23 protein-coding genes are annotated in these 17961 nt (G+C 66.9%); 13 read left to right on the forward strand and 10 right to left on the reverse strand.

Annotated features, from left to right (window positions below):
* Nucleotides 1–43 precede the first annotated feature (43 nt).
* Nucleotides 44–676 (reverse strand): uracil phosphoribosyltransferase, encoded by a 633-nt coding sequence (gene upp / locus AC3WS6_RS05935; protein WP_492500137.1) that lies wholly within the window; start codon nucleotides 674–676, stop codon nucleotides 44–46.
* Nucleotides 677–768: 92 nt separating this feature from the next.
* Here upp and tadA point away from each other — a divergent pair, with 92 nt between their 5' ends.
* A complete protein-coding gene (gene tadA / locus AC3WS6_RS05940; RefSeq protein WP_492500138.1) occupies nucleotides 769–1224 on the forward strand; it encodes a tRNA adenosine(34) deaminase TadA in 456 nt (151 codons plus the stop codon).
* A 19-nt stretch (nucleotides 1225–1243) separates the two neighbouring features.
* Here the strand turns inward: tadA and AC3WS6_RS05945 are convergent, their stop codons facing one another.
* A complete protein-coding gene (locus tag AC3WS6_RS05945; protein WP_492500139.1) occupies nucleotides 1244–2215 on the reverse strand; it encodes a cation diffusion facilitator family transporter in 972 nt (323 codons plus the stop codon).
* A 60-nt stretch (nucleotides 2216–2275) separates the two neighbouring features.
* On the opposite strand from AC3WS6_RS05945, the gene proC reads away from it, so the two are divergent.
* Nucleotides 2276–3115: a pyrroline-5-carboxylate reductase gene (proC, locus tag AC3WS6_RS05950; protein ID WP_492500140.1), complete on the forward strand. Its 840-nt coding sequence runs from the start codon at nucleotides 2276–2278 to the stop codon at nucleotides 3113–3115.
* Nucleotide 3116: 1 nt separating this feature from the next.
* The gene (locus tag AC3WS6_RS05955; protein WP_492500141.1) at nucleotides 3117–3404 is read left to right on the forward strand and encodes a DUF1905 domain-containing protein; all 288 of its coding nucleotides are present in this window, start codon (nucleotides 3117–3119) and stop codon (nucleotides 3402–3404) included.
* A 213-nt stretch (nucleotides 3405–3617) separates the two neighbouring features.
* On the opposite strand, the gene AC3WS6_RS05960 is transcribed toward AC3WS6_RS05955, so the two are convergent.
* Together AC3WS6_RS05960 and AC3WS6_RS05965 are read right to left on the reverse strand one after the other, a co-directional pair.
* Nucleotides 3618–4289 carry a potassium channel family protein gene (locus tag AC3WS6_RS05960; protein ID WP_047520565.1) on the reverse strand — a complete coding sequence of 224 codons (672 nt, stop codon included), beginning with the start codon at nucleotides 4287–4289 and terminating at the stop codon, nucleotides 3618–3620.
* Entirely contained in the window at nucleotides 4282–5712 is a 1431-nt protein-coding gene (locus tag AC3WS6_RS05965; protein WP_492500142.1) for a TrkH family potassium uptake protein, read from the reverse strand. The genes AC3WS6_RS05960 and AC3WS6_RS05965 overlap by 8 nt, the downstream gene beginning before the upstream one ends.
* Before the next feature lie 101 nt (nucleotides 5713–5813).
* Between AC3WS6_RS05965 and AC3WS6_RS05970 the strand changes: the two genes are divergently transcribed.
* From AC3WS6_RS05970 to AC3WS6_RS06010, 9 genes are all read left to right on the forward strand, one after another.
* Nucleotides 5814–6230 carry an ArsR/SmtB family transcription factor gene (locus tag AC3WS6_RS05970; RefSeq protein WP_492500143.1) on the forward strand — a complete coding sequence of 139 codons (417 nt, stop codon included), beginning with the start codon at nucleotides 5814–5816 and terminating at the stop codon, nucleotides 6228–6230.
* A gap of 284 nt (nucleotides 6231–6514) precedes the next feature.
* Nucleotides 6515–6706: a helix-turn-helix domain-containing protein gene (locus AC3WS6_RS05975; protein WP_053098849.1), complete on the forward strand. Its 192-nt coding sequence runs from the start codon at nucleotides 6515–6517 to the stop codon at nucleotides 6704–6706.
* A gap of 146 nt (nucleotides 6707–6852) precedes the next feature.
* Nucleotides 6853–6951 carry a 30S ribosomal protein bS22 gene (locus tag AC3WS6_RS05980; protein ID WP_003792170.1) on the forward strand — a complete coding sequence of 33 codons (99 nt, stop codon included), beginning with the start codon at nucleotides 6853–6855 and terminating at the stop codon, nucleotides 6949–6951.
* An 81-nt stretch (nucleotides 6952–7032) separates the two neighbouring features.
* Entirely contained in the window at nucleotides 7033–7335 is a 303-nt protein-coding gene (locus tag AC3WS6_RS05985) for a rhodanese-like domain-containing protein (RefSeq protein ID WP_492500144.1), read from the forward strand.
* Nucleotides 7332–7622 (forward strand): glutaredoxin family protein, encoded by a 291-nt coding sequence (locus AC3WS6_RS05990; RefSeq protein ID WP_492500145.1) that lies wholly within the window; start codon nucleotides 7332–7334, stop codon nucleotides 7620–7622. Before AC3WS6_RS05985 ends, AC3WS6_RS05990 begins: the two co-directional genes overlap by 4 nt.
* Nucleotides 7619–7918: a Dabb family protein gene (locus tag AC3WS6_RS05995; RefSeq protein ID WP_492500146.1), complete on the forward strand. Its 300-nt coding sequence runs from the start codon at nucleotides 7619–7621 to the stop codon at nucleotides 7916–7918. The genes AC3WS6_RS05990 and AC3WS6_RS05995 overlap by 4 nt, the downstream gene beginning before the upstream one ends.
* 150 nt (nucleotides 7919–8068) lie before the next feature.
* The gene (locus AC3WS6_RS06000) at nucleotides 8069–8884 is read left to right on the forward strand and encodes a transporter substrate-binding domain-containing protein (protein WP_492500147.1); all 816 of its coding nucleotides are present in this window, start codon (nucleotides 8069–8071) and stop codon (nucleotides 8882–8884) included.
* Between the two features lie 34 nt (nucleotides 8885–8918).
* On the forward strand, nucleotides 8919–9716 hold the full coding sequence (locus AC3WS6_RS06005; protein ID WP_492500149.1) for an amino acid ABC transporter permease: 798 nt from the start codon (nucleotides 8919–8921) through the stop codon (nucleotides 9714–9716).
* Nucleotides 9713–10468: an amino acid ABC transporter ATP-binding protein gene (locus AC3WS6_RS06010; RefSeq protein ID WP_492500150.1), complete on the forward strand. Its 756-nt coding sequence runs from the start codon at nucleotides 9713–9715 to the stop codon at nucleotides 10466–10468. The genes AC3WS6_RS06005 and AC3WS6_RS06010 overlap by 4 nt, the downstream gene beginning before the upstream one ends.
* A gap of 88 nt (nucleotides 10469–10556) precedes the next feature.
* On the opposite strand, the gene AC3WS6_RS06015 is transcribed toward AC3WS6_RS06010, so the two are convergent.
* The 5 genes from AC3WS6_RS06015 to AC3WS6_RS06035 form a co-directional block, all read right to left on the reverse strand.
* Nucleotides 10557–10736, reverse strand: a complete 180-nt coding sequence (locus AC3WS6_RS06015) for a YegP family protein (protein ID WP_492500151.1) — start codon at nucleotides 10734–10736, stop codon at nucleotides 10557–10559.
* Between the two features lie 87 nt (nucleotides 10737–10823).
* Nucleotides 10824–11903, reverse strand: coding sequence for an ABC transporter ATP-binding protein (locus AC3WS6_RS06020; RefSeq protein WP_492500152.1), 1080 nt, complete (start codon nucleotides 11901–11903; stop codon nucleotides 10824–10826).
* Complete coding sequence (locus AC3WS6_RS06025; protein WP_492500153.1) at nucleotides 11900–12694, reverse strand: ABC transporter permease; 795 nt, start codon at nucleotides 12692–12694, stop codon at nucleotides 11900–11902. Before AC3WS6_RS06025 ends, AC3WS6_RS06020 begins: the two co-directional genes overlap by 4 nt.
* On the reverse strand, nucleotides 12691–13641 hold the full coding sequence (locus tag AC3WS6_RS06030) for an ABC transporter permease (RefSeq protein WP_492500154.1): 951 nt from the start codon (nucleotides 13639–13641) through the stop codon (nucleotides 12691–12693). The genes AC3WS6_RS06025 and AC3WS6_RS06030 overlap by 4 nt, the downstream gene beginning before the upstream one ends.
* Nucleotides 13638–14777, reverse strand: a complete 1140-nt coding sequence (locus tag AC3WS6_RS06035; RefSeq protein WP_492500155.1) for an ABC transporter substrate-binding protein — start codon at nucleotides 14775–14777, stop codon at nucleotides 13638–13640. The genes AC3WS6_RS06030 and AC3WS6_RS06035 overlap by 4 nt, the downstream gene beginning before the upstream one ends.
* 169 nt (nucleotides 14778–14946) lie before the next feature.
* On the opposite strand from AC3WS6_RS06035, the gene AC3WS6_RS06040 reads away from it, so the two are divergent.
* Nucleotides 14947–15777 carry a sulfite exporter TauE/SafE family protein gene (locus AC3WS6_RS06040; RefSeq protein WP_492500156.1) on the forward strand — a complete coding sequence of 277 codons (831 nt, stop codon included), beginning with the start codon at nucleotides 14947–14949 and terminating at the stop codon, nucleotides 15775–15777.
* Nucleotides 15778–16087: 310 nt separating this feature from the next.
* Here the strand turns inward: AC3WS6_RS06040 and aspS are convergent, their stop codons facing one another.
* Entirely contained in the window at nucleotides 16088–17869 is a 1782-nt protein-coding gene (aspS, locus tag AC3WS6_RS06045) for an aspartate--tRNA ligase (RefSeq protein WP_492500157.1), read from the reverse strand.
* Nucleotides 17870–17961 lie beyond the last annotated feature (92 nt).

Below are 17961 nucleotides of genomic sequence, written 5' to 3' on the forward strand. Positions count from 1 at the left end.
GACGGAGCGCGCCCGAGCGGCGCGACCCTCGCTGTGGTCGGGCTCAGACGGTGCCGTACAACCGATCGCCGGCGTCACCGAGTCCGGGAACGATGTAGCCCTTCTCGTTCAGGCGCTCATCGAGGGCGCCGAGCACGATCGTCACGTCGCGGTCTCCGACCAGGGCTTCGATCGCGGTGAGACCCTCGGGCGTGCCCAGCAGGCAGATCGCCGTGACGTCTTTCGCTCCTCGGTCGAACAGGAACTGGATCGCCGCGGCGAGGGAACCGCCGGTCGCGAGCATCGGATCGATCGCGAAGCACTGGCGGTCACTCAGATCGTCGGGAAGACGCTCTGCGTAGGTGGTCGGCTCGAAGGTCTCTTCGTCACGGACCATTCCGAGGAAACCCACCTCGGCGGTGGGCAGAAGCTTGACGAGCCCCTCGAGCATGCCCAGACCCGCGCGCAGGATCGGCACCACGATGGGGCGGGGCTCCGAGATCTTCACTCCCATCGTCGTGGTCACCGGAGTGGTGATCTCGACCGGGCTGACCTTCACGTTGCGGGTCGCCTCGTACGCGAGCAGGGTGACCAGCTCTTCTGTGAGCTGGCGGAAGACGGGGGAGGGGGTGCGATGGTCGCGCAGGACCGAGAGCTTATGGGTGACGAGAGGGTGGTCGGCGACGTGGACACGCATGTGTACAGGCTAATGCGCCCGAAGCTCCCGCACGACATCGGATGCACGGTGCGACCCGGCTGCGGAGTGATGCGCTGTCGTAGGCTCGACCCATGACCGCCGCCGACCTGATCGCGATGCGACGCGCTCTCGAGCTCGCGTCCGAGGCCGCGGCGGCGTCAGAGATCCCGGTCGGAGCGGTCGTGCTCGATGCTGACGGTCGGATCCTCGCCGAGGGGCGCAACAACCGCGAGGAGACGCACGATCCGACGGCACACGCCGAGGTCGAGGCCCTGCGCGCCGCCGCAGCATCCCTCGGTTCGTGGAACCTCGAGGGACACACGCTGGTCGTGACGCTCGAACCCTGCGTCATGTGTGCCGGGGCGATCCTGCAGTCCCGGATCGGGAGAGTGGTCTTCGGAGCCTGGGACGACAAGGCGGGCGCCGCCGGCTCGAAGTACGACGTGCTGCGCGATCGCCGGCTGCCCTATCGCGCCGAAGTCATCGGCGGAATCGAGGCGGATGCCTCCACGGTGCTGCTGCGCGAGTTCTTCGAGCAGCGCCGCTGAGCCCGACGAGCGGCTCGTCTCAGTCCGACGACTTGAGTACGAAGACGTCTGTCGAGGGCTCGGGATCGAGCGACGGCCGATACACGTCGGGCTCGATGTAGATGACCCGGGCGATCGGCAGCGCCTCGCGGATGCGCGCCTCGATCGCGTCGATGTCGTCGGCTGCCTCCCGTAGCGGCTTGTCGGCGCTCAGGGCGATCTTCGCCGCCACCATGAGCTCATCCGGGCCGAGGTAGAGCGTCTTCATGTGGATGATCTTCTCGATCTCATCGCCCGCGTTGATCGCGTCGACGATGCGGTCGTGGTCGGCGACGGTCGCGCCCTCGCCCACCAGCAGGCTCTTCGTCTCGATACCGAGAACGATCGCGATCAGGACCAGGAGAATGCCGATCATCAGCGTGCCGAGCGCGTCGAAGACGGGGTTCCCCGTGATCACGGTGAGGCCCACGCCCAACAGCGCGAAGGTGAGACCGGCAAGAGCGCCGGTGTCCTCCAGCAGCACGACGGGCAGTTCCGGTGCTTTCGCGCGCCGCACGAACGACACCCAGGACTGGTCCTTCGCGCGCACCAGATTGCTCTCTTTGACTGCGGTGCGCAGTGAGAACGACTCGAGTCCGATCGCGATGACGAGCACGACGATCGGCAGCCACCACCACGTCTTGTCGAGCTCGTGAGGGTGAGTGAGTTTGTCGATGGCCTCGTAGATGGCGAAGAGGCCGCCGACGGAGAAGAGGATGATCGAGACGACGAACGCATACACGTAGCGCTCGCGGCCGTAGCCGAACGGATGCGCGCGATCGGCCTCGCGCTTCGCCTTGCGTCCGCCCAGCATGAGAAGCAGCTGGTTGCCGGAGTCGGCGACCGAGTGGATCGCCTCGGCCAGCATCGACGCCGAGCCTGAGAGCGCCCACGCGACGAACTTCGCCAACGCGATGCCGAGGTTCGCCAGGAATGCCGCGATGATCGCCTTGCTGCCGCCCGATGCACTCATGCGACGAGTCTAGATCGGGTCTCCCGCTGACACAGGGTGCGCCCGCCGTAGGATGACGACATGGCTGATTCTCTTCCCTCGCTGGCGTTTCTCGGTGCAGGTTCCATGGGAGGCGCGATCCTCCGAGGTGTGGTCGCATCCGGCATCCGGGTCGACGACGGGATCACGGCCACGAACCGCACGCCTGAGAAGGCCGCTGCATTCGCGGACCTCGACGGCGTCACGAGTGTCGCGCTGTCCGAGAACGCCGAGGGCAACGCTGAGGCGGCGGCGAAGGCTCGAATCGTCCTGGTCGGCGTGAAGCCCGCCATGGTGCCCGACCTGCTGCGCGAGATCGCGCCTCATCTCGCTCACGACGCCATCGTGGTGAGCCTCGCCGCCGGGGTCACCCTGCAGACCTTCGCCGACAACCTCGGCGCCGACGTGCGCGTCATCCGCTCGATGCCGAACACCCCCGCGACTGTCGGCAAGGGCGTCACGGGTCTCGCAACAGGTGGCGCGGCGACCGCCGACGATCTGGCGCTCGTGCGCCGCCTCTTCGAGACCGTCGGTGCGGTGATCGAGGTTCCGGAGTCGAAGATCGACGCGTTGTCGACCATCTCGGGGTCCGGCCCCGCCTACGTGTATCTCCTGATCGAGGAGCTCACCAAGGCCGCCGTCGGCCTGGGATTCGACGAGGCGGACGCGCGGCTCATGGTCGAGCAGACCTTCATCGGGTCCACTGCGCTGCTCGACGCCTCCGGAGACGAGCCCTCCGAGCTCCGTCGCCGCGTGACCAGTCCGAAGGGCACGACCGAGCGTGCCGTCGCCGTGCTGCAGGGGGCGCACCTCGATCGCACCTTCGCGGACGCCGCGGATGCCGCCCTCGCGCGAGCCCGAGAGCTCGCCGCCGGAGCGTGACATGCAGCTGCGGTTCTCGGGTGAGATCTGGTTCTGGCGCGGTCCCGCGCCGTTCCACTTCGTCACCGTGCCGCCGGCCGAGAGCGAGATGATCAGCGAGGTCGCGAGCGTTGTCACGTACGGGTGGGGCATGATCCCCGCGTCCGTGACGATCGGACGCACCACCGTGACGACGGCGCTGTGGCCGAAGAACGGGGGCTACATCGTCCCGATCAAGAAGACGCTGCAGGACCGAGAAGCAGTCACGGTCGACGACCTCGTCGAGATCACCCTCAGCATCGATGCCTGAGCCGCGACCATCCGCACACCGCGCGCTGACCGCATCCTGAGAGGGCGCTGGCAGCCCGCTGACCGTGTCGTCGATCGTGTCGTCGACCGCGTCGGATCCGGTCGACCGCGCGAGATGCGGAGGGAAGTCGACAGGGTGACCGCTTCTCGAGCGCTTTGCCGCGTCTCAGCGGTTCCGAGCCCAGCCGTTCCCAGCCCGGGACGCGGTCCCTGGTCAGCGGTCGAGGGCGGCGAACCGCTCGATGTCGCTGTTGGTGCCCGACACGATGATGAGGTCGTGGTTGGTGACGATGGTGTTCGCCTCGGCGTAGCGGAACGGCTTCCCCGGGCTCTTCACTCCGACGACGGTGACCTTGTACTTGCTCCGAACGCCCGACTCGTTGAGCCCGACGCCGCGGATGAACTTCGGCGGGTACATCTTCGCCAGCACGAAGTCGTCGTCGAAGCGGATGAAGTCCAGCATCCGGCCCGAGACGAGGTGCGCGACACGTTCGCCGGCTTCGCGCTCGGGGTAGATGACGTGGTTGGCGCCGACGCGCGCGAGGATCTTTCCGTGGGACTGCGAGACGGCCTTCGCCCAGATCTGCGGCACCTTGAGATCGACCAGGTTCGCGGTGATCAGCACCGACGCCTCGATGGACGAGCCGACGGCGACGACCGCCACCTGAAAGTCCTGCGCGCCGATCTGACGCAGGGCGTCGATGTTCTTGGCGTCGGCCTGCACCGTGTGCGTGACCCGGTCGGACCACTTCTGCACGAGCTCGAGGTTGTCATCGATCGCGAGGACCTCACGGTCCAGGCGGTCGAGTTCGCCGGCGCATGCGGCACCGAACCGGCCGAGGCCGATGACGAGGACGGGCGCGTCGCCCCGGAGGACTTCAACCAACGATCGGCCTTTCCACGGGCAGTGAGTAGTACTGCGTTCGCGATGTCGCGGCGACGGCCGCGGCGAGAGTCACTGTACCAACGCGGCCCATGAAGATGGTCACCGCGAGGACGTACGATCCTGCGTCGGGGAGCTCGGCGGTGAGGCCTGTCGACAGGCCCACGGTCGCGAAGGCGGAGATGACGTCGAAGAGCACATGACTGATGTCCGCCTTCGTGATCTGAGCGATGATGATGGTCGACAGGGCGACGATCGTCGCCCCCCATGCGACGACGCTCAGGGCGACCCGCTGCACGTCGCTGGGGATGCGGCGGCCGAAGGCCTCGACCGACTGCCGGCCCTTCGCCTCCGACCACACGGCGATCGCGAGCACGGCGAGAGTGGTCACCTTGATTCCGCCGGCGGTGGAGGCGGAGCCGCCGCCGACGAACATCAGCATGCTCGCGGCGAGCAGCGATGAGCCGTTCAGATCGTCCATCTCGATCACGTTGAAGCCGCCCGAGCGGGTCATCGCCGAGAGGAAGAACGCCTGGAAGGTCGTGTCGGCGGCATCCATCGACCCGAAGGTCTTGGGGTTCGCGTACTCGAGGATGAGGAACACCGCCGCACCCAGGACGAACAGGAGCACCGTCGTGACGAGCGTGAGCTTGGTGTGCAGCGACCACTTCTTCACGTGCCACACGTGCTTCGCGAGCGTGTAGATCACCGGGAAGCCGATGCTGCCGAGGAACACGCCGACCATCAGCAGAGAGAGCACGAGGTAGTCGTCGGCGAAGACGGCCACTCCGCCGTCGTTGGGGGCGAATCCGGTGTTCGTGAAGGCCATCGCCGCGAAGTACGGCGCCTCCCAGAGGGCCGCGATCGGTTCGACGCCCGCCATCACGAGTGCAGGGTAGAGGAGTATCGCGAGCGCGCCCTCGATGATCAGCGCCGAGAGGGCGACCGTCGTGAGCAGCTGACCGACCTCGCCCAGCCGCACGGTCTGGCTCTCGTTCACGACTCCGCCGTGGGCGCGCATCGGGTTGGTGTCGCCGGCGGCCATGAGCTTGGCGCGGAGTCCGAGCCGCTTCGAGATCAGCATTCCCATGAGCGACGCCAGCGTCAGCACACCGAGAGCGCCGATGTTGACGCCGATGAAGATGAGGACGTGACCGAACGGAGACCAGTGGTTCGCCATGTCGACGGTGGCCAGACCCGTCACGCAGATGGTCGACACCGCGGTGAAGAGCGCGTCGGACAGGGGGGTCACGGTTCCCGTCGCAGACGCGATGGGCAGTGACAACAGCACAGTGAACACGAGGATGAGCAGTGCGAAGATCACGATCGCGAAGCGGGACGGCGACGAGGTGATGAGGTGCTTGCCCCACGACGCCGCGCTCTCCAGTCGCTGTCGAGGTGACGACGCCGAAGCGAGGCCCGACATCGTGTCCCCTTTCGCTAGACCTCCGCATGAGCGCGGCCGCCCGACATGGTCGCCGAGCCTTCGTCATGGTACTCCGTGCCGGGGACGACTACCCTGATCTCATGACCGACATCTTCGACGTGATTGCAGACGGCACGAGGCGCGACATCCTCCAGCTCCTCCTGCGCCGCACGTCGGAAGGCGACGCCGGCACGAGCGTGAGCCATATCGTCGCTGACCTCGGCATCAGCCAGCCCACGGTCTCCAAGCATCTGAAGGTGTTGCGCGAGGCTGAGCTCGTGAGTGTCCGGGAAGACGGGCAGCGACGTTTCTACAGCCTCGCGGTCGAGCCTCTCGCAGCCGTCGACGACTGGCTCGTGCCGTTCCTGATGGACGCGTACGGCGATGATGCACCCGACGTCGACTACCCGGGTCTCCCGCTTCCCGACGGCGCCGCGCACGCTGCGGAGGTCGTCGGCCGGGCGGCGGCATCGGCGAAGCACGTGGTGGCGAACGCCCTCAAGCGCCTCGGCGCCTGACCTCGTCTCGCACTTCGCCCCCGGCGACAGGGGGGCATGTCGTCGGGGGCGAGGCTGCGGGCCCCAGCCCGCGAGGACTCGGATGGTGCCATCGTGAGTCCCGACTTCAGCCTCTCAGAGCAGTCTGGACGCAACCGGCATGCCTCCTATGACTCCGCTGGGATCAGCCCTTCGCGTCTCGGCGGCTGGTCGCGATGACCTCACAGATCACACGAGTCACATGGGTTTACACGCGTCCCAGATTCCCCATAGAGTGTGCTCAAATCCAGAAAGGGGTACGTGGGATGCCCGAGGTTCCAGATGTCCGGTTCCTTACGGTGGCTGAGGTCGCCGAACTCATGCGCGTGTCGAAGATGACGGTGTATCGGATGGTGCACGCAGGTGAGCTGCCGGCCATCCGCTTCGGACGCAGCTTCCGAGTGCCGGAGTCCGCTGTGGCGGAGGCGCTCCAGCGCCCCATCGCCGACGTCGGCTAGCGCTGTCGCGCGAGCGTCTCGCCCGTCGCAGACACGGTGACAGCGAGGCCCGTTCGATTTGCTAGACTGATCCGAGGCATTTTTCCGTGCCCGTACCCGGGTGTCGTCTCCGTGCGACGCCCAGCCACTGACTTAGTGAGGTTTCCGTGGGTTCTGTCATCAAGAAGCGCCGCAAGCGCATGGCGAAGAAGAAGCACCGCAAGTTGCTTCGTAAGACTCGCCACCAGCGCCGCAACAAGAAGTAAGCGGCCAGACACGAGCGCCTGTCTCCGGACGGGCGCTTTGTGTCTCTGCCCCCGGTTCGCCACAGTCGCAGGAGCACACGCATGAAGTCGATCACCGTCACCGAGCTCGCCGAGCGCTCGAACACCCCGCTCATCGATGTGCGCGAGGTCCACGAGTTCGCTGCAGGTCACGTTCCGGGAGCCGTCAACATCCCGATGTCCGAGATCGGCAACCGGCTGGAAGAGCTTCCGTCCGAATCCTTCGACGTCATCTGCCAGGCGGGCGGCCGATCGGCGCGTGTCGTCGAGGCGCTCGAGTCGCGCGGCTACGACGCGACCAACGTCGAAGGCGGCACGGGGGAGTGGATCGCGCAGGGGGGCTCTGTCGAGGTGCCTTCGGCGTGACCACGCTGACCCTGATCGGCAAGCCCGACTGCCATCTGTGCGACGTCGCATCAGAGATCATCGACGCGGTGGTCGCCGAGCTGCCGGATGCCGCTGCGGAGCGCATCGAGATCGTCGAGGCGTCGATCCAGGATGATCCTGCACTTTATGAGCTGTGGTGGGAGAAGATCCCGGTCGTGCTGATCGACGGCAAGCTCCACGCGCACTGGCGCCTCTCGGCGGACCGGTTGCGCGAATCGCTCGAAGAAGCCGTCCAGGAGGACGCGCGGGGGAAGGACCCACGATGATCCGTCATGTCGTCAGCTGGAAGCTCGCCGCCGAAGACGCGGGGCAGCGTGCAGAGCACGCCGCCGAGGTCGCTCGCCGGTTGAACGAGCTCGACGGCGTCGTGCCGCAGCTGCGTTCGATCTCCGCCGGCGCCAACGTGGCCTATCCCGATTCCAACTGGGATGTGACGCTCGTCGCGGACTTCGATTCGATCGCGGCGCTCGAGGAGTATCAGGTGCATCCCGCGCACGAAGAGGTCGTCGAGTACGTGCGCTCGGTGGTCGCGTCACGCGTAGCAGTGGACTTCGAGATCTGACCGCGTAACACGGCCGTCATATTCGGTCACACTTGCAACACAAATGTGATCCGCAGAGGCCGGGTGCGCGCATGTCGGAGTCTGCGGTGCATGTTTAGATGTTCTCCTACCCGTCCGTGGGAACCACACCCTCGTCCTTCAGGAGCTGACATGCAGCGTCGCAACATCATCGCCGGGATCGCGCTTGCCGCGACCGCCACCCTCGCCCTCGCCGGATGCGCGACCGGAGCGGGCGGAGACGGATCCGGTGAGTCGGCGGCGGGCGACGAGTACGGCCTGATCGAGGCGGGAACGCTCACGGTCTGCTCTGACATCCCCTACGCTCCGTTCGAGTTCGAGGGCGGCGACAACGGCACCGGATACACGGGCTTCGACATCGACCTGCTCGACGCGATCGCGAAGGAGCTCGACCTCAAGCTCGCCGTGCAGGACGTGGGCTTCGACGCACTGCAGTCGGGGACCACGCTCGCGGCCGGCCAGTGCGACATCGGCGCCTCGGCGATGACGATCACCGACGAGCGCAAGGCGAACATCGACTTCTCCGAGCCGTACTACGACTCGCTGCAGTCGCTGCTGGTGCGCACGGATTCGGGCATCGAGTCGATCGACGACCTCTCGGGCAAGAACGTCGGAGTCCAGCAGGGCACCACGGGCGAGGCGTACGCCACCGAGAACGCCACGGGCGCCGAGCTCGTCCAGTACCCGTCGGACGGCGAGCTGTGGCCCGCGATGCAGGCCGGCCAGATCGACGCGATCCTGCAGGACCAGCCCGTCAACCTCGAGCACGAGAAGGCCGACAGCGCCTACAAGATCGTCGAGGAGTACGAGACGGGTGAGTCCTACGGTTTCGCGTACGCGAAGGGCGAGAAGGATGCTCTCCGTGAGGCGATCGACGGCGCGCTGCAGGATCTGCGTGACAGCGGCGACTACCAGACGATCTACGACACGTACTTCACCGCGAAGTAATCGGCGAGCGACGTAGGACAGGGAGTCCTTGACAATGGCGTTGAGGCGCACCACCAAGAGCAAGCTGTACAGATACTCCGTCTATGTGGTGCTGATCGCGGTCGCCGTCTGGCTGATCGTCAGCACCGACTGGGCGCGTATCGCGCAGCTGTACTTCAATCCCGAGATCGCCGCGCAGATGCTCCCGGGCATCATCACGACGGCGCTCGTGAACACACTGTGGTTCACCGCGGTGGCGTTCGCGGGCGGCCTGCTGCTCGGCGTCGTGCTGGCGCTGCTGAAGCTGTCGAGCATCGGACCCTTCCGATGGATCGCGACGGCGTGGATCGAGTTGTTCCGCGGGCTTCCCGCGATCCTCACGATCTTCGCCATCGCCTTCATCCTGCCGATCGGGCTCGGCGTGCCGGGAACGAAGCTCGGCGGGCCCGTCGTGCTCGGCCTGATCGGTCTGATCCTGGTCGCATCGGCCTACATGGCCGAGACGATCCGCGCCGGCATCCAAGCCGTGCCGAAGGGGCAGACCGAGGCTGCACGTTCTCTCGGCATGTCGCCCATGAAGACGACGTTCTGGATCGTGGTGCCGCAGGGCTTCCGGATCATCATCCCTCCGCTCACCAACGAGTTCGTGCTGCTGCTGAAGGACACATCGCTGCTCTTCGTGGCGGGATCCTTCATCTGGTCGAAGGAGCTCACCAACTTCGCTCGTGACGCGAGCACGCAGAACGCGAACGGAACGCCGCTGATCATGGCGGCGATCCTCTACCTGATCGTGACGATCCCCCTCACGCGCTTCAGTGCGTACCTGGAACGAAGGATGTCGAGGCAGCGATGATCACCGATCTGATTGACGTCCACGCGCCCGCGATCGACCTGCAGGGGCTTGTGAAGAGCTTCGGCGACAACGAAGTGCTCAAGGGCATCGACCTCACCGTCAGCGCCGGAGAGGTCGTCTGCATCATCGGTCCTTCGGGCTCAGGCAAGTCGACCCTGCTGCGCTCGGTGAACCTGCTCGAGGAGCCGACCGGGGGCAAGGTGCTCATCGAGGGGATCGACATCACCGATCCCGATGTCGACATCGACCGGGTGCGCACGCGCATCGGCATGGTCTTCCAGAGCTTCAACCTCTTCCCCCACCTCGACGTGATGGGCAACCTCATGATCGCGCAGCAGCGGGTGAAGAAGCGCTCGAAGGCCGAGGCCGAGCGGGTCGCGAAAGAGATGCTCGGTCGCGTGGGTCTCGCGGAGAAGGCGGACGCCTATCCCGGGCACCTCTCGGGTGGTCAGCAGCAGCGCGTCGCGATCGCGCGAGCGCTGTGCATGAACCCCGACATGATGCTGTTCGACGAGCCGACGTCTGCGCTCGACCCCGAACTGGTCGGCGAGGTGCTGCAGGTCATGCGCTCGCTCGCCGACGAGGGCATGACGATGCTCGTCGTGACGCATGAGATGGGCTTCGCCCGCGAGGTGGGGTCGCGTCTGATCTTCATGGACGGCGGACACATCGTCGAAGAGGGCGATCCGCGCGAGGTGCTGGCGAACCCGCAGCATCCGCGGACGCAGGATTTCCTCGCACGAGTGCTCTGAGCGTCGGTCATACGAGCCGTTCTCCAGAAAGACCCCCTTCCGCTGAGCCAGCGGGAGGGGGTCTCTGTATGAGCTGTGGAGGAGGGGGTCAGTCGAGTTCGACGACGGTCGCTCCGGGGGCGTTGTTCTGGACCGACTCGATGCCGTTCTTCGCGGCCGACCGCGTCGTATAGCTCTCGCTCGACGCGATGACCTCGCCGTTGCCGGCCTTGAGTCGGAACCGGTGACCACCGGAACTGTCGGTGTACAGCTCGAACTTGCCTGCCATGAGGTGTCCTTTCTCGACGGTGAGGGAGAACCGTGCCCTCGCGCATCACGGTATCTCGGAGTACTGCGCCAGCGATAGAGTGCCGGTTCAGCCGCGAGGATGCACCGCCACGGGCTCGGGGGCGACGGCGATCCGCACGCGATCGCCGAAGGCCGGGTGGATGCCGGGCGCGTGCTGCAGACGCACCAGCTCACCCGACTCGGTGCGCACGAGCGTGCGGCGCATGCTGCCGAGGAACGTGCTCTCCTGTACGAGCGCGTCGGTCGCGGCATCCGCCTCGGAGGCGAAGTGCACGTTCTCAGGCCGGAGGTAGACGTCGACGGGCCCGTCGGCGGGCGCCTGCAGGGGAAGGCGCTGGCCCCACACCATGACGTGGTCGCCCTCGGCGACGCCCGAGACGACGCTCGAGAGCCCGACGAAGGCGGCGACGCCCGCCGTGGACGGCGTCGTGTAGAGCTGCTCCGGGGTGCCGATCTGCTCGATGGTCCCTGCGTTCATCACGGCGATCCGGTCGGACACGGCGAGTGCCTCCTCCTGGTCGTGGGTCACGAAGACGGTCGTGATTCCCAGGCGCAGCTGGATGCGGCGGATCTCGTCGCGCAGCTGCACGCGTACCTTCGCGTCGAGTGCCGAGAGAGGCTCGTCGAGCAGCAGCACCTTCGGCTCGGTGACCAGAGCGCGGGCGAGTGCGACGCGCTGCTGCTGTCCGCCCGACAGCTGGTGGGGGAAGCGGTCGGCGAAGTCGGAGAGCCCGACGAGCGCGAGGGCGTCGAGTGCGCGTTTCGCCGCCTCGGACTTGCCCACGCCACGACGGCGCAGACCGAAAGCGGTGTTCTCCGCGACGCGCAGGTGCGGGAAGAGCGAGTAGGACTGAAAGACCATGCCGATGTCGCGCTTGTTCGTCGGCACTCGCGAGACATCGTTGCCGCCGAGCAGCACTGCACCGCGATCGAGGCCTTCGAGTCCGGCGAGCACGCGAAGCAGCGTGGTCTTGCCGCAGCCCGAGGGCCCGAGCAACGAGACGAACTCGCCGGGTGCGATGTCGAGGTCGACACCGTGTAGCACGGTGTTGCCCGAGTAGCTCTTCACGATGGCCTGCAGCTGCACGCGCGTTCCCTCGCCCGCCTCGGCGAGCAGCATGTTGTCGGCGGTCTGGGGGAGTGTCATGAGCGGGCCTTTCCGGTGCCGCGGGCGACGCGGCCGATGACGAGAAGCAGGAGGAAGACGAACAGGAGCGCCAGCAGGGTGAAGATCGCCGGGGCGTACGGGTCCTGCTTCTGAACGACGACCATGGCGGTCTGGAACACCTGGCGGTTCAGGAGCGAGGCGATGGTGAACTCGCCGAGCACGACCGCGATCGAGATCAGCGAGGCCGCGAGCAGGCCCTGGCGCAGATTCGGAGCGAGTACCTTCAGTACAACAGTCGGCCAGCTGGCGCCGAGCGATCGGGCGGCCTCGGCGAGCGTGCGCAGATCTGCCGCATCGATCGACGCCTGGATCGATCGGTATGCGAACGGCAGCACCGTGATGCCGTAGGCGAAGGCCAGCGTCCACGTGCCGGTTCCGAGGGAGCGGCCGATCTGCAGGTAGATCGGTGCGAGCCCGACCACGAGCACGATGGCGGGGATCGAGATCGGCAGCAGTACGGCGAACTCGAAGATCGGTTTGAGCTTCGCGAAGCGCAGGTTCACCAGGATCATGGTCGGTGCGAGCAGCAGGAGCACGATCGCGACGGTCACGACCGCGAGGACCAGGGAGTTGCCCAGGCCCATCCAGATCGGCCTGATCGCCGCCGACTTCGCGGGATCGAAGAGCGCGGCCCACCGCTCGAGGCCGAGACTGCCGTCGGTCTGGCGCAGCGTGTAGAGCAGGGTCGAGACGAGCGGGATCGCGAAGAATGCGCCGACGACCACGCCGATGATCCAGCGGGTCGCGAGTGACGGGCCGAGACGGTTCATGACTGCCACCTCGCTGCCCGACGCTGGATGAGCGAGTACAGGGCCATCACGACTCCCACGATCACGATCATGCCGAGAGCCAGTGCTCCGGCGAGGTTCTCACGGCCGAGAAGGGTCTCGCTCGTGAGGGCGGCGCGGATCTGCAGCGGCACGATCTGCGAACCCTGGCTGGCGAGGGCGGCGGCGGTGGCGTACGACGAGAAGGCGTTCGCGAAGAGCAGCAGGAGGCTCGCGAGGAACGAGGGCGCGAGCACGGGGACGCCGATGCGCAGCCAGAGGCTCGCGCGCGTGCCGCCGAGCGTGAGGTTCGCCTCGGCCCACTGCGGCTTGAGGGCTGCGAGGGCGGGCATGAAGGTGATCACCATGAGCGGGATCTGGAAGTAGATGTAGGGGAGGATGAGCCCGGGAAGCTCGTAGAGCCAGGTGCCGTTCGCGAAGATGTCGATTCCGAAGGCGTCCTGGAGGAACAGCTTGAGGACGCCCTGGATGCCGATCGTCGCGATGAAGGCGAAGGCGAGCATCACTCCGCCGAACTGGGCGAGGACACCGGCCGCAGCATCCACGGTCGAGCGCACTGCGCCGTCCGGATTCATGCCGAGCAGGGCATAGCAGACCAGTGCGCCGACGATCGCGCCGACGACGGCGGTCAGCAGCGACAGGCCGGCGGAGTTGGCGAAGGTCGTCAGGACGACGGGGTCCGCGACGGCCGACAGGTTCGACCAGGTGAACGACCCGTCCTTCGTGAAGAAGCCGGAGCCGATCGCGAGGATCGTCGGCACGGCGAGGAAGAGCAGCACATATGCCGCGAACGGTACGAGGCCGAGCCACGCGACGGACGGCGCGGAGCGCTGGGCCCGCGACGAGGTCGCAGGCCCAGCGCTGTGCGCTGCGGGGGAGACGGGGGCGGATGCCGTGGCATCCGCCCCCGCTGCGGTCACAGTCGTCACTGGACCGCCGCGGCCCACTTCTCGCCGAGCAGGGTGCCGGCGTTCGTCGACTGCTCCTCGGTCGGGACGACCGTCTCGCCCGGCACCTCGGGAAGAGCCGCAGCCAGGTCGGCGTCGATCGTCTCGGCCTCGGTCATGGCCTCCATGCGAGCCGGGCGGGCGCCGCCCTTGAGCCAGAGGTTCTGCACCTCGTCGCTGTAGAGGAACTCCTGCCACAGCCGCGCGGCCGCCGGGTTCGGAGCATCCTTGTTGATCGCCTGGTTGTAGTAGCCCGCGTACCCGGTGCCGTCGAGGACGACGACCTTCCAGTCTTTGTTGTCGGAGGCGTGCGCCGCGTTCAGGTAGTCCCAGTCGAAGACGACGGGGGTCTCGCCGCTCGCGACGGTCGCAGTGGTGACGTCGACCTTGAGCAGGTTGCCGGCCTTCTGCAGCTGGGAGAAGAAGTCGATGCCCGGCTGGAAGTCGTCGAGCGTGCCATCGGACTGCACGGTTGCGAGTCCCACGGCGGCGAAGGCCGCTCCGGCCTGCGTCGGGTCGCCGTTGATGGCGACGGCGCCCTTGTAGGCGGCATCCTTCAGGTCGTCGAGCGACGCGGGCGCATCGAACTTCGAGGAGTCATAGCCGATCGACATGTATCCGCCGTAGTCGCCGACGAAGAGGCCGGTCGGCTCCTTGAGGGCATCCGGGATATCGTCCCACGTCTGCACCTGGTACGGCGCGAAGACATCGGTGTTCTGCAGCGCGACGGTCAGACCCAGGTCGAACACGTCGGGTGCCGTGTCGAGGCCCTCGTTGGTCTTGGCGGCCTGGATCTCTTCGGCGCTCGAGACGTCGGGGGAGGCCTCGTTGATCGTGATCTCGGGGTACTTCTCGGCGAAGAGATCGAGGATCTCGCCGTAGTTGGCCCAGTCACGCGGAAGCGCGATGACGTTGAGCTGGCCCTCGGCCTTCGCGGCCTCTTCGAGGTCGGAGAAGGAACCGAAGTCCTCGACCGAGGTCGCGGATGCGGCGTCGACAGCGTCGCTGCCTGCGGCCGGGGTCTCCGCGCCGGTGGCGCAGGCGGTGAGACCCAGCGCGGCGGTCGTGAACAGGGCGATGCCGGCGCCGATTCGTGCGCGGCGGTGGAAGTTGGTCATCAGGGTCCTCTCGGTGCCCGGCGCTGTGAGCCGGATTCGGGTTGCGAGAGGACACTATGAGCCGAGGGTTGCCGATGATCGCGGCTCGGGTGAACGACAGGTGTCGAAGGTGTGACGGGTCGGACTGCAGTGGCGTTCGAGGTGCCGCGTGGTCTGACATCCTGGACGGATGGACATCGGCAGTGTGCTCGGGCTCGAGCAGCTCACCTGGGGCACGCTGATACTCGTCGTCGTCGCGGCGTTCGCCGCCGGGTGGATCGATGCGGTGGTGGGAGGGGGCGGTCTGCTGCAGCTCCCCGCCCTGCTGCTGATCCCCGGGATCTCGCCGATCCAGGCTCTCGCGACCAACAAGCTCGCCTCCGTGTTCGGCACGGCCACGAGCAGCGTCACCTACTACCGACGTGCGAAACCCGATATCCGCACGGCTCTGCCGATGGCCGCGATCGCCCTGATCGGATCGTTCGGGGGAGCTGCCGTCGCTACTGTTCTGCCGGCCGCCGCCTTCAAGCCGATCATCGTGGTCGCGCTGCTCGCCGTCGCGCTCTTCACCGCCTTCCGCCCGCAGATGGGCGCCGCGACGCGGCTGCGCTTCAGCGGGCACAAGCACCACATCATGGCGGGTCTCTCAGGGCTCGTGATCGGCTTCTACGACGGTCTGATCGGGCCGGGCACCGGCACGTTCCTGGTGATCTCGCTCGTCGCGCTGCTCGGCTACGACTTCCTGCAGGCGAGCGCGAAGGCGAAGATCGTCAACCTGGCCACGAACACCGGCGCCCTGCTTCTCTTCATCCCGCACGGAGCCGTGCTGTGGCTGCTCGGCGGCATCCTCGCGGTCGCGAACGTCGCCGGCAGCTACCTCGGCTCGCGCATGGCGATCTCGAAGGGGACGACCTTCATCCGGGTCGTCTTCCTCGTCGTGGTGGTCGCGCTGATCGCGAAGCTCGGCGTCGACGTGTGGAACGAGAACATCGTTCCGGCGCTCGCACAGTTCGGTCGTTGAGCGAGGTCGGCGCGGCGGCGTTTCGTCTCAGTCGACGTCGTCGTCTTCGCTCAACGAACGGCGGCGGTGGGAGACCGTTCTTGCGCAGTTCGGTCGTTGAGCGAGGTCGGCGCGGCGGCGTTTCGTCTCAGTCGACTTCGTCGTCTTCGCTCAACGAACGGCGGCGGTGGGAGAAGGTTCTTTCGCAGTTCGGTCGTTGAGCGAGGCCGGCGGAGCCGCCCGAGACGAAACGCGGCGAGGCGCTCTGCACACCTCACCGCGTTTCTTCTCGGTGCTCCGGCCCTCGCTCAACGACCGAGGGCCGAACTAGTCAGGCTTCGTCGTCCTCGGGCTCGAAGTCCACGCCGGCCTCGGCGCGCTGCTCCGGGGTGATGGGAGCAGGGGCCGCCGTGAGTGGGTCGAAGCCGTTGCCGGACTTCGGGAACGCGATGACATCGCGGATCGACTCGGTCTTCGACAGGTGCTGCAGCACGCGGTCCATGCCGAGCGCGATTCCACCGTGCGGCGGGGCGCCGAACTTGAACGCGTCGAGCAGGAACCCGAACTGCTCCTGCGCGACCTCGTCGCTGATGCCCATGACCTCGAACACACGCTTCTGCACGTCTTCGCGGTGGATGCGGATCGATCCGCCGCCGAGCTCCGAGCCGTTGCACACGATGTCGTATGCATAGGCGAGAGCCGAACCGGGGTCGGTGTCGAACGTGTCCTGGAACTCCGGCTTCGGGCCGGTGAACGCGTGGTGCACGGCGGTCCAGGCTCCCGCGCCGACGGCGACGTCACCGGATGCCACGGCATCCGCTGCCGGCTCGAACATCGGAGCGTCGACGACCCACGTGAAGGCGAACTCGTCGGGGTTCAGGAACCCGAGACGACGGCCGATCTCGACGCGCGCGGCGCCGAGGAGTGCACGGCTCTCCTTCGTCGAGCCTGCGGCGAAGAACACGCAGTCACCGGCAGAGGCCCCCACGAACTCGGCGAGACCCGCCTGCTCGGATTCGGAGAGGTTCTTGGCGGCAGGGCCGCCGAGAGAGCCGTCTTCGTTGAACAGCACGTATGCGAGGCCACGGGCGCCGCGCTGCTTCGCCCAGTCCTGCCACGCGTCGAGCTGCTTGCGGGGCTGGCTCGCGCCCCCGGGCATGACGACCGCGCCGACGTACTCGGCCTGGAACACCCGGAACGGGGTCTCCGCGAAGTACTCGGTCGCCTCGACCAGCTCGAGTCCGAAGCGCAGGTCGGGCTTGTCGGAGCCGTACTTGGCCATCGCCTCGGCGTAGGTCATGCGGGGCAGCGGGGTCTGCACGTCGACGCCGATGGTCTTCCACATCGCGACGATGAGCGACTCCATCAGCGTGATGACGTCTTCCTGGTCGACGAAGCTCATCTCGATGTCGAGCTGCGTGAACTCCGGCTGGCGGTCGGCGCGGAAGTCCTCGTCGCGGTAGCAGCGGGCGATCTGGTAGTACTTCTCGACGCCGCCGACCATGAGCAGCTGCTTGAACAGCTGAGGCGACTGCGGCAGTGCGTACCAGCTGCCCGGGTGCAGGCGAGCGGGCACGACGAAGTCGCGGGCGCCCTCCGGGGTCGAACGGGTGAGGGTCGGGGTCTCGACCTCCGTGAAGTCCTCGCCGTGCAGCACGTCACGGACGGCCTTGTACACGTTCGAGCGCAGACGCAGAGCGGATGCGGCGGCCGGTCGACGCAGGTCGAGATAGCGGTACTTGAGACGTGCCTCCTCGCCGACCGTCTCGGTGTCGGCGACAGCCGTGGAGACCTGGAACGGCAGGGGAGCGGACTCGTTCAGCACCTCGACGTCGGTCGCGATGAGCTCGATCTCGCCGGTCGGCAGGTTGGGGTTCGCGTTGCCGTCGGGGCGACGCGACACCTCGCCGGTGACCTTGAGGACGAACTCGTTGCGCAGCGGGTGTGCGATCTCTTCATCGCGGATGACGACCTGCGCGATGCCCGATGCATCCCGAAGATCGATGAACGCGACTCCTCCGTGATCACGACGGCGATCGACCCAACCCGAGAGGGTGACGGTCTGACCGATATGCTCGGCTCGCAGTGAGCCTGCCGAGTGGGTGCGAAGCACGGAGGATTCCTCCTGATCTGGGAAATGATGAACCCGCCCATTCTACGGGGGCGGTGTCGCCTCCTCTGCCGGTGGCATACCGGTCAGTAGGA

This window comes from Microbacterium sp. EB106-03-03-XG65 (assembly GCF_058791955.1).

Coding starts and splice junctions, on each gene's coding strand:
- AC3WS6_RS06035 (WP_492500155.1), bottom strand. CDS start 14,777: ATGACCAACTTCCACCGCCGCGCACGAATCGGCGCCGGCATCGCCCTG.
- AC3WS6_RS05965 (WP_492500142.1), bottom strand. CDS start 5,712: ATGTCGGGCCTCGCTTCGGCGTCGTCACCTCGACAGCGACTGGAGAGC.
- AC3WS6_RS06040 (WP_492500156.1), top strand. CDS start 14,947: ATGGACATCGGCAGTGTGCTCGGGCTCGAGCAGCTCACCTGGGGCACG.
- AC3WS6_RS06020 (WP_492500152.1), bottom strand. CDS start 11,903: ATGACACTCCCCCAGACCGCCGACAACATGCTGCTCGCCGAGGCGGGC.
- AC3WS6_RS06025 (WP_492500153.1), bottom strand. CDS start 12,694: ATGAACCGTCTCGGCCCGTCACTCGCGACCCGCTGGATCATCGGCGTG.
- AC3WS6_RS05970 (WP_492500143.1), top strand. CDS start 5,814: ATGACCGACATCTTCGACGTGATTGCAGACGGCACGAGGCGCGACATC.
- AC3WS6_RS05995 (WP_492500146.1), top strand. CDS start 7,619: ATGATCCGTCATGTCGTCAGCTGGAAGCTCGCCGCCGAAGACGCGGGG.
- AC3WS6_RS05955 (WP_492500141.1), top strand. CDS start 3,117: ATGCAGCTGCGGTTCTCGGGTGAGATCTGGTTCTGGCGCGGTCCCGCG.
- AC3WS6_RS05975 (WP_053098849.1), top strand. CDS start 6,515: ATGCCCGAGGTTCCAGATGTCCGGTTCCTTACGGTGGCTGAGGTCGCC.
- AC3WS6_RS05985 (WP_492500144.1), top strand. CDS start 7,033: ATGAAGTCGATCACCGTCACCGAGCTCGCCGAGCGCTCGAACACCCCG.
- tadA (WP_492500138.1), top strand. CDS start 769: ATGACCGCCGCCGACCTGATCGCGATGCGACGCGCTCTCGAGCTCGCG.
- AC3WS6_RS06015 (WP_492500151.1), bottom strand. CDS start 10,736: ATGGCAGGCAAGTTCGAGCTGTACACCGACAGTTCCGGTGGTCACCGG.
- proC (WP_492500140.1), top strand. CDS start 2,276: ATGGCTGATTCTCTTCCCTCGCTGGCGTTTCTCGGTGCAGGTTCCATG.
- AC3WS6_RS06005 (WP_492500149.1), top strand. CDS start 8,919: ATGGCGTTGAGGCGCACCACCAAGAGCAAGCTGTACAGATACTCCGTC.
- AC3WS6_RS06010 (WP_492500150.1), top strand. CDS start 9,713: ATGATCACCGATCTGATTGACGTCCACGCGCCCGCGATCGACCTGCAG.
- upp (WP_492500137.1), bottom strand. CDS start 676: ATGCGTGTCCACGTCGCCGACCACCCTCTCGTCACCCATAAGCTCTCG.
- AC3WS6_RS05945 (WP_492500139.1), bottom strand. CDS start 2,215: ATGAGTGCATCGGGCGGCAGCAAGGCGATCATCGCGGCATTCCTGGCG.
- AC3WS6_RS06000 (WP_492500147.1), top strand. CDS start 8,069: ATGCAGCGTCGCAACATCATCGCCGGGATCGCGCTTGCCGCGACCGCC.